The 12,942-nt window shown below is 72.0% G+C and carries 8 protein-coding genes; 3 read left to right on the forward strand and 5 right to left on the reverse strand.

Features of this window, described 5'->3' with window-relative positions; genetic code table 11:
* Window positions 1-6: 6 nt before the first annotated feature.
* Complete coding sequence (locus tag ABT254_RS31880) at window positions 7-3,990, forward strand: hybrid sensor histidine kinase/response regulator (protein WP_351477594.1); 3,984 nt, start codon at window positions 7-9, stop codon at window positions 3,988-3,990.
* A 52-nt stretch (window positions 3,991-4,042) separates the two neighbouring features.
* On the opposite strand, the gene ABT254_RS31885 is transcribed toward ABT254_RS31880, so the two are convergent.
* Window positions 4,043-5,701 carry a long-chain fatty acid--CoA ligase gene (locus ABT254_RS31885; protein WP_351477597.1) on the reverse strand — a complete coding sequence of 553 codons (1,659 nt, stop codon included), beginning with the start codon at window positions 5,699-5,701 and terminating at the stop codon, window positions 4,043-4,045.
* A 181-nt stretch (window positions 5,702-5,882) separates the two neighbouring features.
* Between ABT254_RS31885 and ABT254_RS31890 the strand changes: the two genes are divergently transcribed.
* Window positions 5,883-6,869, forward strand: a complete 987-nt coding sequence (locus ABT254_RS31890; RefSeq protein WP_351477600.1) for an aldo/keto reductase — start codon at window positions 5,883-5,885, stop codon at window positions 6,867-6,869.
* A 108-nt stretch (window positions 6,870-6,977) separates the two neighbouring features.
* On the opposite strand, the gene ABT254_RS31895 is transcribed toward ABT254_RS31890, so the two are convergent.
* On the reverse strand, window positions 6,978-8,192 hold the full coding sequence (locus ABT254_RS31895) for an MFS transporter (RefSeq protein ID WP_351477603.1): 1,215 nt from the start codon (window positions 8,190-8,192) through the stop codon (window positions 6,978-6,980).
* Window positions 8,193-8,539: 347 nt separating this feature from the next.
* On the opposite strand from ABT254_RS31895, the gene ABT254_RS31900 reads away from it, so the two are divergent.
* Window positions 8,540-9,739 carry an acyltransferase family protein gene (locus ABT254_RS31900; RefSeq protein ID WP_351477606.1) on the forward strand — a complete coding sequence of 400 codons (1,200 nt, stop codon included), beginning with the start codon at window positions 8,540-8,542 and terminating at the stop codon, window positions 9,737-9,739.
* Window positions 9,740-9,826: 87 nt separating this feature from the next.
* Here ABT254_RS31900 and ABT254_RS31905 read toward each other — a convergent pair whose 3' ends face one another.
* The 3 genes from ABT254_RS31905 to ABT254_RS31915 all read right to left on the reverse strand — a co-directional run bounded on the left by ABT254_RS31905 (window position 9,827) and on the right by ABT254_RS31915 (window position 12,806).
* Window positions 9,827-10,480 (reverse strand): NADPH-dependent F420 reductase, encoded by a 654-nt coding sequence (locus ABT254_RS31905; RefSeq protein ID WP_351477609.1) that lies wholly within the window; start codon window positions 10,478-10,480, stop codon window positions 9,827-9,829.
* 171 nt (window positions 10,481-10,651) lie between these two features.
* Window positions 10,652-11,662 (reverse strand): beta-ketoacyl-ACP synthase III, encoded by a 1,011-nt coding sequence (locus tag ABT254_RS31910; RefSeq protein ID WP_351477612.1) that lies wholly within the window; start codon window positions 11,660-11,662, stop codon window positions 10,652-10,654.
* A 316-nt stretch (window positions 11,663-11,978) separates the two neighbouring features.
* Complete coding sequence (locus ABT254_RS31915; RefSeq protein ID WP_351477615.1) at window positions 11,979-12,806, reverse strand: helix-turn-helix transcriptional regulator; 828 nt, start codon at window positions 12,804-12,806, stop codon at window positions 11,979-11,981.
* Window positions 12,807-12,942: the final 136 nt, after the last annotated feature.

Consider the following 12,942-nt stretch of genomic DNA (forward strand, 5'->3'; position numbering starts at 1 on the left):
CGTCTCGTGAGCAGCAGGCCATCCCGAGGCGCTGCTCGCCTCGCAGCCATACTCGACGCGCTTCCCGATGCGTTGGTGCTGGTCAACGCCAATGGGACCGTCGTCAACGCGAACACGATCGCGCTTGAGGCCTTTGAAGCGCCGGGTACGGCTCTCGTGGGGCGGGGGCTGCTCGATCTGCTGCCGCAGTTCGACTCCAAGCTCATTCCCGGGTCCATGCGGCGGCCCGATCACATGGATCCCGCCGGGCGGACCAAGCCGACGCGGATGATCGCGCGGCGCACCGACGGGGCCGAGTTCCCCGTCGAGGTCACCAGCGCCAACCTCGAGAACGGACAGCAGGCCTACGACGGTTACGGCTACAGCGGCGACGAGCTGCTGATGCTCGTCGTACGCGACCTGACCGGGACCGTGGACACCGAGGCCGAGCTGGCGCGTTCGCAGCGGCAGACCGAGATGATCCTGCGGGCCGCGTCCGAGGGCGTCGTCGGGACCGACACGGCCGGGCGGATCGTGCTCGTCAATCCGGCCGCCGCTCAGATACTGGGTTATCGGGCCAGTGATCTCGGCGGCAAGGAGCTGCACTCCCTCGTGCTGCACTCGCGGGCCGACGGCTCCCCCTTCCCGTACGAGGAGTCCGCGCTCGCCGACACCCTGCGCTCCGGGCGCAAGCACCGGGTGCGGGGGCAGGTGCTGTTCTCCAAGGGCGGGGAGAAGGTCTCCGTGGATCTGACCACCGCTCCGGTGCGCGACGGTGATCAGCTCGTCGGCGCCGTGATGACCTTCGCCGACCGGCGGCCGTACGACGCGCTCGCCGAGGAGAAGGCCGCCGCCGAGAAGCGGCACGCGGAGGAATTGGAGCGGATCGAGGAGGAGCACGCCTCCGAGCTCACCGCTCTGCGCCAGAAGCACGTCACCGAGCTCGAGGAGCTGCAGGAGCAGCACGACGAGGAGCTCGCGGCCGGCGAGGAGCGGTATGCCGCGCTCGGTGAGCGCGAGAAGGACCGGTACGAGGCCCTCGCCGCGCGGCACGAGCAGCTGCTGACCCTGCTGGGGCGCTCGCTGCGCGGACCGCTGGACGAGCTGCGGCGCGAGCTGGCCGCCCTCGCCGCCGACGACGCCGGGCAGCTGTGGCCCGAGGCCAACCAGGTGCTCCACCACCTGTCGGCCGGCTACTCGCGGATCACCACCCTCATCGACAACGTCCTCGGCTACCAGCTGCTCGACGCCGGAAGCGAGCAGATCACTCGTACGAAGGTCATGCTCGACGCCGTGGTCGCCGCCGGTGTCGACGGGGCCGTGGAGCTGATCGGCCCCGGGCGGGTGCAGTTCGCCGTGCACGCGCCGCCCATCGAGGCCGAGGTCGACCCGCAGCGCCTGGCGAGCGCGCTCGCCCATCTGGTCGCGGATGTCGCCGGTGTCGACGCGACCGGCAACGCGCCCGTGTCGGCGGGCGGTTACATGGACAACACGGTCGTCGTGGCCGCCGCGCAGCGCGGTGAGGTCGTACGGATCGAGGTGCGCGGGCCGTATGCCGGGGGAGACCCGGTGCACGAGCCGATCGTGCGCGGGATCGTGCGGGCTCATGGCGGTGTGCTGCAGACGCACGAAGTGCCCGGGATGAGCGGCAGCGCGTATGTGCTGGAGGTTCCCATCGGGGGCGGGGCCGGGGCCGTTGCGGCCGACGGTGCGGCCGAGGCTTCGGGTGCCGGACCGGACGAGCCCCTCGCCTCCGACCAGACCTCCGCCGGCGGGCGCCGGCGGGGGCGGCGCTCCTCCGTCGACGCGTTCCTGGAGAGCGAGGGGCCCGCGGAGTCCGGTGACCCGGCGGAGGCCGACACGGAGGGCGGTGTGCCCACCGGGCGGCGTCGCAGGCGTGCGGTCGAGGAGTCGGCGGCCGCCGCGGCCTCGACCGCCGGAGCGCTGGAGGTCTCCGGCGGTACCGGGCGGCGGCGCGGGCGCTCGGCCGAGGGTGCCGGTGGCGGTGTCGCCGAGGGTGCCGTCGTCATGGCCGGTGAGCACGGAGCCGGGACCGCGGCCGTGGGCACGGGCCTGGGCGGGACCGTTCCTCCGCAGGGTGTGCCCGCGTCCGGCGGCCGGCGTGCGCGACGGGACGGCGGCGAGCAGCCTGCCCTGCCCGCGGCGCTGCCCGCCGGCCCCGCGTCGGCCGAGCAGGCCGTAGCCGTGCAGAACGCCGAGCCGACCGGGCGCCGTCGCCGTGCCCTGGCCGCCGCGAACGACCGCGCCGCCGCGCAGGAGGCGGCCCCGCGTTCGGTGTTCGCACTGCCGCCGGCGGAGGCGGACCGGGTCCCCGCCGCGGGTGCGCAGGAGCAGGCGCCGGTGCCCGGGCAGGTTTCCGTACCGGTGCAGGGGCAGCCGCAGGTCGCGGTTCCCGATCAGCCGCAGGTTCCCGGACAGCCGCAGGTCCCCGCACAGGGTGGCCAGGATGCTGCCGGAGACGGCCCGGTCGACGACGGCCGTCACGATGCCGTTCCGCACGACCAGTCCGGCGACCACACTCCGCCGCAGCCGCACCCCACGAGCGCACCGACGGGCCGCCGTCGCCGTGCCGGGGCGCAGCCCGGCGCGCAGGACGCCGGACAGACCCCGGGGCAGGGGGTGCCGGTGCAGCAGGCCGCGCCCGTTCCCGCTCAGGCGGCCGCCGTGCCGAACGGCACCGGCCAGGCCGCCCCGGCCGCCGCCGCTCAGCCGCTCCCCGCGGCGCCCGTGGAGGCGGCGCCCGGTCCGTCCACGCCGGCCCCCGGCACCCCGCTCCCTCCGGAGGCCCCCACGGGACCGGCGCACCCCGCACGGCCGCTCCCCGCCGAAGCGGCCGCCGCGCCCGTCGCCCCGGTCGACCCGAACTCCACGCAGGGCCAGGCGATCAGCGTGCGGACCCTGGGCCAGGGGGTGCCGTTCACGCGGCAGGCCGCGCAGGTGCAGCAGCCCTCGGCCACGCCCGCGCCGCACAACCCGAGCGGTTCCGGCCGGCGTCGCAAGCTGGGTACGCGGACCGAGGCCGCCGCCGCGGCCCCGGAGCAGGCGGCCCGTCCGCACCCGGCGGCCGAGCAGACGCCCGTGGCGGCGCAGCCCCAGCCGTCCCTGGCCGGGCAGTCGCGGCTGGCGCAGGTGACCGAGGGCACCGGGCGGTCGTACGCCATAGGGGCGCCGGACGAGAACGCCGCCGAGGGGCCGGAGCCGCTGGACGGTCCCGGTGGCGCCGTGGAGATCGCGGACACCCCGCGTCCGGTGCCGATGGACGACGAGCTGCCGCCGGAGCCGCTCGACAATCCGCGGCGGCTGCTGGTGTGGCCCGCGCCGGACGTGACGACCCAGCAGGCGCTGAGCGACCGCGGCTACCGGCCCGTGATCGTGCAGTCGCGCGAGGAGGTCGACGCACAGATCGCCGCCTTCCCCGCCGCGCTGTTCGTGGACCCGCTGACCGGGCCGATCACCCGGACCGCCCTCCAGTCGCTGCGGCAGGCGGCGGTGGCGTCCGAGGTGCCGATCATGGTGACCGCCGGGCTCGGGCAGGCGACGCGCGAGGCGGCGTACGGCGCCGACCCGGCCGTACTCCTGAAGGCGCTCGCGCCGCGGGACAGCGAGCAGCATCCGCCGCGGGTGCTGCTGATCGAGGAGCATGCGGAGATCGCGCTGGCGCTGACCGCGACGCTGGAGCGGCGCGGGATGCAGGTGGCACGGGCCGCGAGCGATGCGGACGCGGTGACCCTGGCGGGGCAGCTGAGGCCCAACCTGGTCGTGATGGACCTGATGCAGGTGCACCGCCGCCAGGCCGGGATCATCGACTGGCTGCGGGCGAACGGCCAGCTCAACCGCACCCCGCTGGTCGTCTACACCGCCGCCGTCGACCAGGCCGACCTGCCGCGGCTGGCCTCCGGCGAGACCGTCCTGTTCCTCGCCGAGCGGTCCACGAGCAGCGAGGTGCAGAGCCGGATCGTCGATCTGCTGTCGCGGATCGGGACCAACTGAGGGCCGGCCCCCGGCGAACGCCAGGGGCCGGCCGCCCGGTCGTACCGGAACGTCAGTCGAGCCTGGTGACGTCCAGGTCGCCCTCGGCGTAGTGCTTCCTCAGCACCTTCTTGTCGAATTTCCCGACGCTCGTCTTCGGCACCGACTCGAGAACCGCCCAGCGCTCCGGGAGCTGCCACTTGGCGACGTGCCCCTCGTCGGCGAGGAAAGTACGCAGGGTCTCGAAGTCTGCGGTGGCGCCCTCCTTCAGGACGACGGTGGCCAGGGGGCGTTCGCCCCACTTCTCGTCGGGGACGGCGACCACGGCTGCCTCGGCGACGTCCGGGTGGGACATCAGGGCGTTCTCGAGTTCGACGGAGGAGATCCACTCGCCACCGGACTTGATGACGTCCTTGGCGCGGTCGGTGAGGGTGAGGAAGCCCTCGGGCGAGATCGTCCCGACGTCTCCCGTCTTCAGCCAGCCGTCCTCGCTGAACTTGTCGGCCGGGCGCAGCGGTTCGGCGTCGGGGCCGTTGTAGTAGGCGCCCGCGATCCAGTTGCCGCGGACCTCCAGCTCGCCCGCGGACTCGCCGTCCCAGGGCAGGCGCTCGCCGCCGGGGCCGGTGAGGCGGGCCTCGACACCGGCCGGGAAACGGCCCTGGGTCAGGCGGTACGCGAACTCCTCCTCGGTGCCGATCGCATGGGCCGGGGGACGGGCGATCGTGCCGAGCGGGGAGGTCTCGGTCATGCCCCAGGCGTGACAGACCCGCATGCCCAGCTTGTCGAAGGCCTCCATGAGGGAGGGCGGACAGGCCGAACCGCCGATGGTCACCTGGGTGAGGGAGGAGACGTCGCGCGGCTTGGCGGTCAGCTCGGCGAGCAGGCCCTGCCAGATGGTGGGGACGGCCGCCGCATGGGTCGGGCGCTCGGACTCGATCATCTCGGCGAGCGGCGCCGGCTGCAGGAAGCGGTCCGGCATCAGCATGTTGACGCCGGTCATGAAGGTGGCGTGCGGCAGGCCCCAGGCGTTGACGTGGAACTGGGGGACCACCACGAGCGAGGTGTCCTGGTCGGTCAGGCCCATCGACTGGGCCATGTTGACCTGCATGGAGTGCAGATAGATCGAGCGGTGGCTGTACACCACGCCCTTGGGGTCGCCCGTGGTGCCGGAGGTGTAGCACATGGCGGCGGCCCGGTGTTCGTCCAGTGCCGGCCAGTCGTAGGTGGTCGGCCTGTCCGCGATCAGGTCCTCGTACTCGTGCACCCGGGGGCGCGCGCCGTCCAGGAGGGAACGGTCACCGGGGCCGGTGACGACGACGTGCTCGATCGTGGGCAGCTTCGGCAGCAGTGGCGCGAGCAGCGGGAGCAGCGAGCCGTTGACGACGACGACCTTGTCGGCGGCGTGGTTGACGATCCACACCAGCTGCTCGGCCGGCAGCCGCAGGTTGAGGGTGTGCAGCACCGCACCCATGGCGGGAATCGCGAAATAGGCCTCGACATGCTCGGCGTTGTTCCACATCAGCGTTCCCACCACGCTGCCCTCGGTCACTCCGAGGTCGTCGCGCAGGGCGCCTGCGAGCTGTGCTGCGCGGTCGCCGATCTCGGCGAAGCTACGGCGTCGGGGTTCTGCCTCGCCGCTCCACGTGGTCACTGTCGACCGTCCATGGATGGTGCGGCCGTGTTCCAGAAGCCGTGAGATCAGAAGCGGTACGTCTTGCATGGTGCCGTACACCGGAGCCTCCCGGAGCGTTGGGGTGTCCGGCGATTCTGGACACATACCGCGCGGTATGGCTACCCCCTGGTAGGCCGTTCTGGTCGGGCCAGGGGGCAGACCCCGGGACGTTTGACATGGAGCGCGCTCCAACACCTAGCGTTCTGGGCGGATGAGTCCGACCAGCTCAGGAGGCAGCAGCATGAACGACGTCCCCACCCGGTATCTGGGCGAACTCGAGGTTTCCGCACAGGGCCTGGGCTGCATGGGCATGAGTCATGCCTACGGCGCCACGGACGACGCACAGTCGATCGCGACGCTGCACCGCGCCCTCGACCTCGGGGTGACCCTCCTGGACACCGCCGACTTCTACGGCTCCGGGCACAACGAGGAGCTGATCGGGCGGGCCATCGCCGGGCGCCGTGACGAGGTGGTGCTGGCCACGAAGTTCGGTTTCGCCAACCGTCTGGGCGAACCCACCCTGGTGCGCGGCGACGCCGCCTATGTGCGGCAGGCGTGCGAGGCCTCGCTGCGCCGGCTCGGAGTCGACCACATCGACCTGTACTACCAGCACCGGGTCGATCCGCAGGTGCCGATCGAGGAGACCGTCGGCGCCCTGGCCGAGCTGGTGCAGGCCGGCAAGGTCCGCTACCTCGGTCTGTCCGAGGCCGGGGCGCAGACCATTCGGCGCGCGCACGCGGTGCACCCGATCACGGCGCTGGAGAGCGAGTGGTCGCTGTGGACCCGGGACCTGGAGGCCGAGATCGCCCCGGTCTGCCGCGAACTCGGCATCGGCCTGGTCCCCTTCTCCCCGCTCGGGCGCGGCCTGCTGACCGGCCAGTACCGCTCGACCGAGGAGATGGCGGACAACGACATGCGGCGCAGCCAGCCGCGTTTCGCCGACGGCAACCTCGAACGGAACCTGGCGACCGTGGCCAAGCTGAACGAACTGGCTGCCGCGAAGGGGATCACCGCCGGCCAGCTCGCCCTGGCCTGGGTGCAGCACCAGGGCGACGACGTGGTGCCGATCCCGGGCACCCGGCGGCAGCGGTACCTGGAGGAGAACCTCGCGGCCCTCGACGTCGAGCTGTCCCCCGAGGACCTCGCCGCGATCGAGGCCACCGCCTCGCCGGAGCAGATCGCGGGCGCCCGCTACGACGAGACCAGCCTCACCTTCGTCAACCGCTGAGCCCTCCCCGCCGCCACCTCGTGTACGACCGGTGCGGGCCGCCACCCCGGTGGCCGTGGCCCGCCGTCCCGGAAGCCGGTCGTACACGGGAAGCTCCGCGCCCCGCGGTCACGTCGTCCTGCTGTCGCGGGCGGTCGCCAGCAGCATCGCCGCGAGGGCGAACAGGCCCGCCGCGAGCATCGTGGGCCGGGGCCCGGACGCGTCGACGATCAGGCCGCCGACCAGCGAGCCCACGCCGATGGCCCCGTTGAAGGCGGCCACGTACAGCGACGAGGCGGCCTCGCTCTCCTCGGGGACGGCGCGCAGCACCCAGGTCTGGAGCGCGACCGGCAGCGCCGCGTAGAGCACGCCCCAGCACACCAGCATCGTGACGGCCAGCGGAACCCCGGCTCCGCCCGCGTACATCACCCCCATGACGACGGCCAGCAGCCCGATGCTGCCGATCAGGCTCGTGCGCAGGGCCCGGCCGACCACCGCGCCCGCCGCGAAGTTCCCGACCAGCCCGGCCGTCCCGAAGACCAGCAGCAACACGCCGACGAGGGACGGCCGTACGCCGGTGACCTGCTCCAGATACGGGGTCACATAGGTGAAGGCGAGGAAGTGGCCGCTCATGATCAGTGCGGTCACGCCGATCGCGACGCGCAGCGCGCGGTGCCGCAGCACCTGGAACAGCACGGTGAGGTCGCCGCTGCCCCGGGCGGGCACCGCGGGCATGAACAGCAGGGCCGCCGCCAGGACCAGGACGCCCAGCAGCCCGACGCACACGAAGGCGACATGCCAGCCGGCGGACTGGCCGACGGCCGTGCCGAGCGGGGTGCCCGCGACGGAGGCCAGGGAGATGCCGCCGAGCACGACCGAGGTCGCGCGGACGGCGTGCCGCTCGGGCACCAGCCGTACCGCGATCGACACGGCGATGGACCAGAACACCCCGTGGGCCAGGGCCACGACGATGCGCGCGGCCAGCAGCAGCGGATAACTGGTGGCGACGGCGGCCAGCAGGTTGCCGCCGATGTAGAAGACCATCAGGGCGACCAGCAGCCATTTGCGGTCCATTCGCCCGGTCAGCGCGGTCAGCGGTGCGGAGGTCGCCGCCGCCACCGCCGCGAACCCCGTCACCAGGAAGCCCGCCGTGCCCACCGACACCGATGTGCCCTCGGCGATCGACGGCAGCAACCCGATGGGCAGGGTCTCCGTGGTGACGAAGGAGAAGACGCCCAGGGCCAGTCCGGCCACGGCCAGCCAGCCGCGCAGCGACGAGCGCTCCGGCGCGGCCGGGGGCGCGCCGGCCGGTGCGCTCACGGGGATTTCGGTTTCCGAGTCCATCCTTGCTCCCGCGTGGATTTTCCGGCACTGAATTGTCCGGCATCGAACATCTAATTTCCTGCCGGTGCTTCTTCCGGCGACGGATCACTATGCAGCAATGACATGCAGGTGAATCATCGTGTGCGCGCGACGTGCGGGGGAAGGGTCTTCCGGTCGTGGTGTCGGGACCACCACCCACCGGCTTCTGCCTGGTAGTCGGGGTGGTGGTGCTGGGAGTAACCGGATGGATCCGCCCCGGTAATTCAATTTCCCGTCGGGTAGCTTCCAGGTATTCGGCCACGAAAACTCGCCGCACGCGCAGCGCAAAGCGCACACCGCAGATTCCCTTTTCCCAAGGAGCAGAAGACGTGTCGACGGACCGACTAAGTGCGACGGGGCGCGCCCGGGTGACCCGCCTCAACACGCTCACCGGACTGCGTTTCCCCGCAGCGTTCGTGGTGTTCCTCTACCACGCCTCGCTGCTGGCCTTCCTCGGTACGCCCTGGCTGCGCAGCGGCTCGGACGTGCACTCCTACTACCGCGCCGTGCACCACGCCGGTGCCCTCGGCGTCACCTTCTTCTTCGTGCTCAGCGGTTTCGTGCTGACCTGGTCGGCCCGGGCCACCGACACGGCACCGCGCTTCTGGCGGCGTCGCTTTCTGAAGATCGTGCCCAACTACCTCGTGGTGTGGGTGCTGGCCATGGTGGTGTTCGCCGCCCCGCACACGGACATGAAGATCGGGCTGCTCAACTTCTTCATGCTCCAGGTCTACTATCCGGACTTCTCGGTCAACTTCGGGGTGAACCCGGCGGGTTGGTCCCTGGCCGTCGAGGCGATCTTCTATCTCTCGTTCCCGGTGCTGCTGTACCTGATCAAGAAGATCCCGGCGCGCCGGCTGAACCTCTGGGTCGTGGGCGTGGCCCTCGGCATCCTCGCGACGCCGCTGCTGTCCACCCTGCTGGTCCCGAAGGGCACGGCGTTCATGGCCATGGAGCCCGCCACCTCGGTCAACCAGTACTTCTTCTCCTACATCCTGCCGTTCCCGCGGGTGCTGGACTTCGCGCTCGGCATTCTGGTGGCCCGCTCGGTGATGACGGGACGCTGGCGCAACATCGGCATGATCTGGTCCGGTGCGCTGCTCGTCGCCAGCTTCGCGCTGGGTTACTTCACGCCGTACATCTACTCCTCGCGCGCGGTCTGTGTCGTCCCCGCCGCCCTGCTCATCGCCGCGGGTGCCATCGCGGACGACGAGGGCAGGTTCACCCTCTTCCGCAACCGGGTGATGGTCTGGCTCGGCGACATCTCGTTCGCCTTCTATCTGGTGCACTTCACCGTGCTGGAAGGCGTGTGGAAGCTGCTCGGCAGCAAGGCGTACTCGGCTCCGGAGGCCGCCGCCCTGCTGGCGCTTAGCCTGGCCGTCGCGGTCCTCGCGTCGTGGGCGCTGTACGAACTGGTCGAGCGGCCGATCACCCAGCGCTGGTCCAACCCGAAGAAGAAGCCGGTGCGGCAGCGGCCGTTGGCCGAGGCCCTGCCGCTCGCCGCGCAGCGGGCCGGCGAGGAGGTCTGATCGCACCGCGTGCACGAGGGACCGCCTGCTCCGGCCGGAGCAGGCGGTTTCTTGTGTGCCCGTCGCGGTTTTCCTTTTCCCGGCCGCTCAGCCGGCGAGTCCGGCCGCTGCGCGCACGCCCGCCGGGGTGGAGAAGTAGCCGAAGAGCGGGCCGCCCGGCTCCATGGCGGCCGACTCCTCCAAGCCGCCGAGGCGGACCGGGACGAAGCCGGCGTCATGGACCAGGGTCTCGGTGACCCGCAGGGCACCGGGGTCGTCGGCCGCGACGGCCATGCCCCAGAAGTGCCGCTGCCCGGTGCCGCGCGGCCACAGCAGTTCGTCCGGGAAGTGACTGAACGCGCGGGCCACATGGCTGCCGGGCAGCCGCTTGGCGGTCCAGCTCCCCTGGGTGGCACCGGGCCCCAGCCCGGATACGAAGAGGCCGTGCTCCGAGACCGCGATCGGACTGGTGGCGTCGATCACGACCTTCCCGGCCAGGCGGTCGCCCAGCTGGTCGAGCAGTTCCTCGAGGGCCGGATGCGGGACGGACAGCAGGACGACGTCACTCGCGTCGACCGCCTCCGCGTGGGTCGTGGCCCGGGCGCCCGCCCGCAGCGTCGCCATGAAGGAGGCGAGCCGGTCCGGGTCCCGGGAACCGAACGTCACCGTGTGCCCGGCGGCCAGCCAGTGCCGGCCGAGCGGGCGGCCGATGTTGCCCGCGCCCAGGACGGCCACGGCCAGGGGTGTTGCTGAGTCGGCCATCTGTAACTCCTCGACTTCTTCGGTGAGTTGATGCGTACGAGGTAGAACGGAGAAACGGAGAAACGGAGAAACGGAGAAACGGAGAAACGGAGAACACCGAGGCCGGCCCCGCGGCCGGACCCGGGAGCCGGCCGCCGGTCGCTCCTGACCGGCGGCCGGCCGGGGCGCGGCTCAGCCGGGTGCGACCTCGGGCCAGACCAGAGCGGTCGAACCCCAGGTCACACCGCCGCCGAAGGCGCTCATCAGCACGCGGTCGCCCGGTGTGATCAGGCCGCCGGTGACGGCGTCGGCGAGCGCCAGCGGGATGGAGGCGGCCGAGGTGTTGCCCACCCGGTCGAGATTGACGGCCGTCCGCTCCCTGGCCATCCCGAGCTGATCGGCCACGGCGTGCAGGATCCGTACGTTCGCCTGGTGTCCGACGAACCAGTCCACCGTCTCCGCGGCCCAGCCGGCGCGGTCGAGCATGGCCTGGGAGGAGGCCGCCATACGGGTCACGGCGTGCCGGAACACCGGCTTGCCCTGCATGCTGAAGTACGAGTCGGCGGGGCGTGCTCCGGAGGTGCCGGCAGCGGCGACCGGCTGCCGTGAACCGCCGGAGGGGACGATGATGAGGTCCTTCAGCGAGCCGTCGCTGCCCAGGTCGTGCCCGAGCAGCGCCCCCGGCTCGTCGGGGTCGCCCGCCCGCAGCACCACCGCCCCGGCGCCGTCGCCGAAGATGACCGAGGTGGTGCGGTCCTCGGGATTGAGGATCGTGGAGTACGTCTCCGCGCCGATGACCAGGGCGCGTTCGGCGATGCCGGCCGCGATGGCACCGGTGGCGGACGCCAGCGCGTAGACGAACCCGCTGCACACGGCGGCGAGGTCGTAGGCGGCGACGGTCTGCAGGCCCAGCCGGGAGGCGACTTCGGGAGCCGTCGCCGGGCACGGGTGGTCGGGGGTGGTGGTGGCGAGGACGACCAGGTCGACGTCGCCGGAGCCGGCCGACTTCAGCGCCCGGGTGCCGGCCTCCACGGCCAGGTCTCCGGTGGCGGTGCCGGGTCCGGCCCAGTGCCGCCGGGTGATGCCCGTCCGGGTGCGGATCCACTCGTCCGAGGTGTCCAGGGTCCGGGACAGTTCCTCATTGGTCACAACGCGGGGCGGGACGTAGGTGCCGAGCCCGGCGAGGACCGCCGCTCTGCTCATGCCGCCGCCTCCCCCGCCAGCCGTCCGTGAGACAACACGTGGATCAAGGGGGCCTCCCTGAGTCGCGGTGCAGGACGCCGCTGCCGAGCACGGGGAAAGGGCCGTTCTCCACTCTCGGGGAGAGGTGACGGACGCGGAACGCGCGTCAACGGTGGGCCTGGCGCACGGTCGGCGGACGCGGCTTGACACGAACGGCGTGCATGCCCACGCCATCTCGTACGGCGATTATCCGGCGGTGGGACACACCCTCACCAGACCGTGCGGACGCTATGCGTGGCCGCGGTGGTGCCACGACCACCACCCTGCCGGCCCGCTCCTACTGCCAGACCGTTTCGGGGCCGGTGACGCCCGGCGGCAGATACACCAGAAGGCGGGTGCAGGCGGCTTCGTCGAGATCCATGGTGAACAGGACGAAGGGGAGGCCGCCCTCGTCGGCATGGTCCAGCTCGACGGTCGTCGGCACGAACTCCTCGACCTCGTGACGGGCCCACATCCTGGCGAACTCGTCATTGCTCTCGGCGAGTCGGTCCGCCATCTCCTCGTACCTCGGATCGTCGGCGAGGTACGAGGCCTGGAGGCGGAAGCGGGCGGTCATCTGCCGTGCAACCTGGGGCCAGTTCAGATACTTCTGGCCGTGGGACCCGGCGAACAGGCTGGTCAGGAAGTTCTCGTTGCCGTCGCGGCCCAGGTGCAGCACCTCGGCGGCCTGCCGGTTGGCCGCGAGCACGTCCCAGTAACGGTCGATGACGCAGGCCGGGCCCAACAGCTGGGTGTCGACGATGCGTTGGAACACCTCGCGGTCCGGCCGGACCGCGCACTGCACCGGTAACGGGGGGTTGGCGTCCGCGAGCCGGTACAGGTGCACGCGTTCCAGCTCGGTCAGGCGCAGAGCGCCGCTGATCGCGTCAAGTATCCCGTCCGAGACCCTGATGGGGCGGCCCTGCTCCAGCCACGCGTACCAGGACGCGCTCACCCCGGCCAGGACCGCGACCTCCTCCCGGCGCAGCCCGGCCTTCCTGCGGCCGCCGGCCGTCGCCAGTCCCACGTCCTCGGGCGAGAGCGCGGCACGGCGGCTCCGCAGGAAGTGCGTCAACTGGCTGCGCCGCTTGTTCTTGCCGTCGCTGAGGGAGGGCGTGACGTTCATGACAACTGAATGTAGGCCGCACGGACACTCACTGTCAGCGGCGAGAATCACACGCCGGGCGGTTTGAGAGCCGTACGCACCGTGAATACGGCGATCCGGCGCGCGGGCGGTGTCCCGGGCATCGCACCGCCGTCCG

Origin of the sequence: Streptomyces sp. NPDC001137 (assembly GCF_040298885.1) — a bacterium.
Lineage (GTDB): Bacteria > Actinomycetota > Actinomycetes > Streptomycetales > Streptomycetaceae > Streptomyces.

Bases quoted from the DNA above. Each gene is read 5' to 3' on its own strand.
- ABT254_RS31890 (WP_351477600.1), top strand. From the start codon at position 5,883: ATGAACGACGTCCCCACCCGGTATCTGGGCGAACTCGAGGTTTCCGCA.
- ABT254_RS31895 (WP_351477603.1), bottom strand. From the start codon at position 8,192: ATGGACTCGGAAACCGAAATCCCCGTGAGCGCACCGGCCGGCGCGCCC.
- ABT254_RS31905 (WP_351477609.1), bottom strand. From the start codon at position 10,480: ATGGCCGACTCAGCAACACCCCTGGCCGTGGCCGTCCTGGGCGCGGGC.
- ABT254_RS31910 (WP_351477612.1), bottom strand. From the start codon at position 11,662: ATGAGCAGAGCGGCGGTCCTCGCCGGGCTCGGCACCTACGTCCCGCCC.
- ABT254_RS31915 (WP_351477615.1), bottom strand. From the start codon at position 12,806: ATGAACGTCACGCCCTCCCTCAGCGACGGCAAGAACAAGCGGCGCAGC.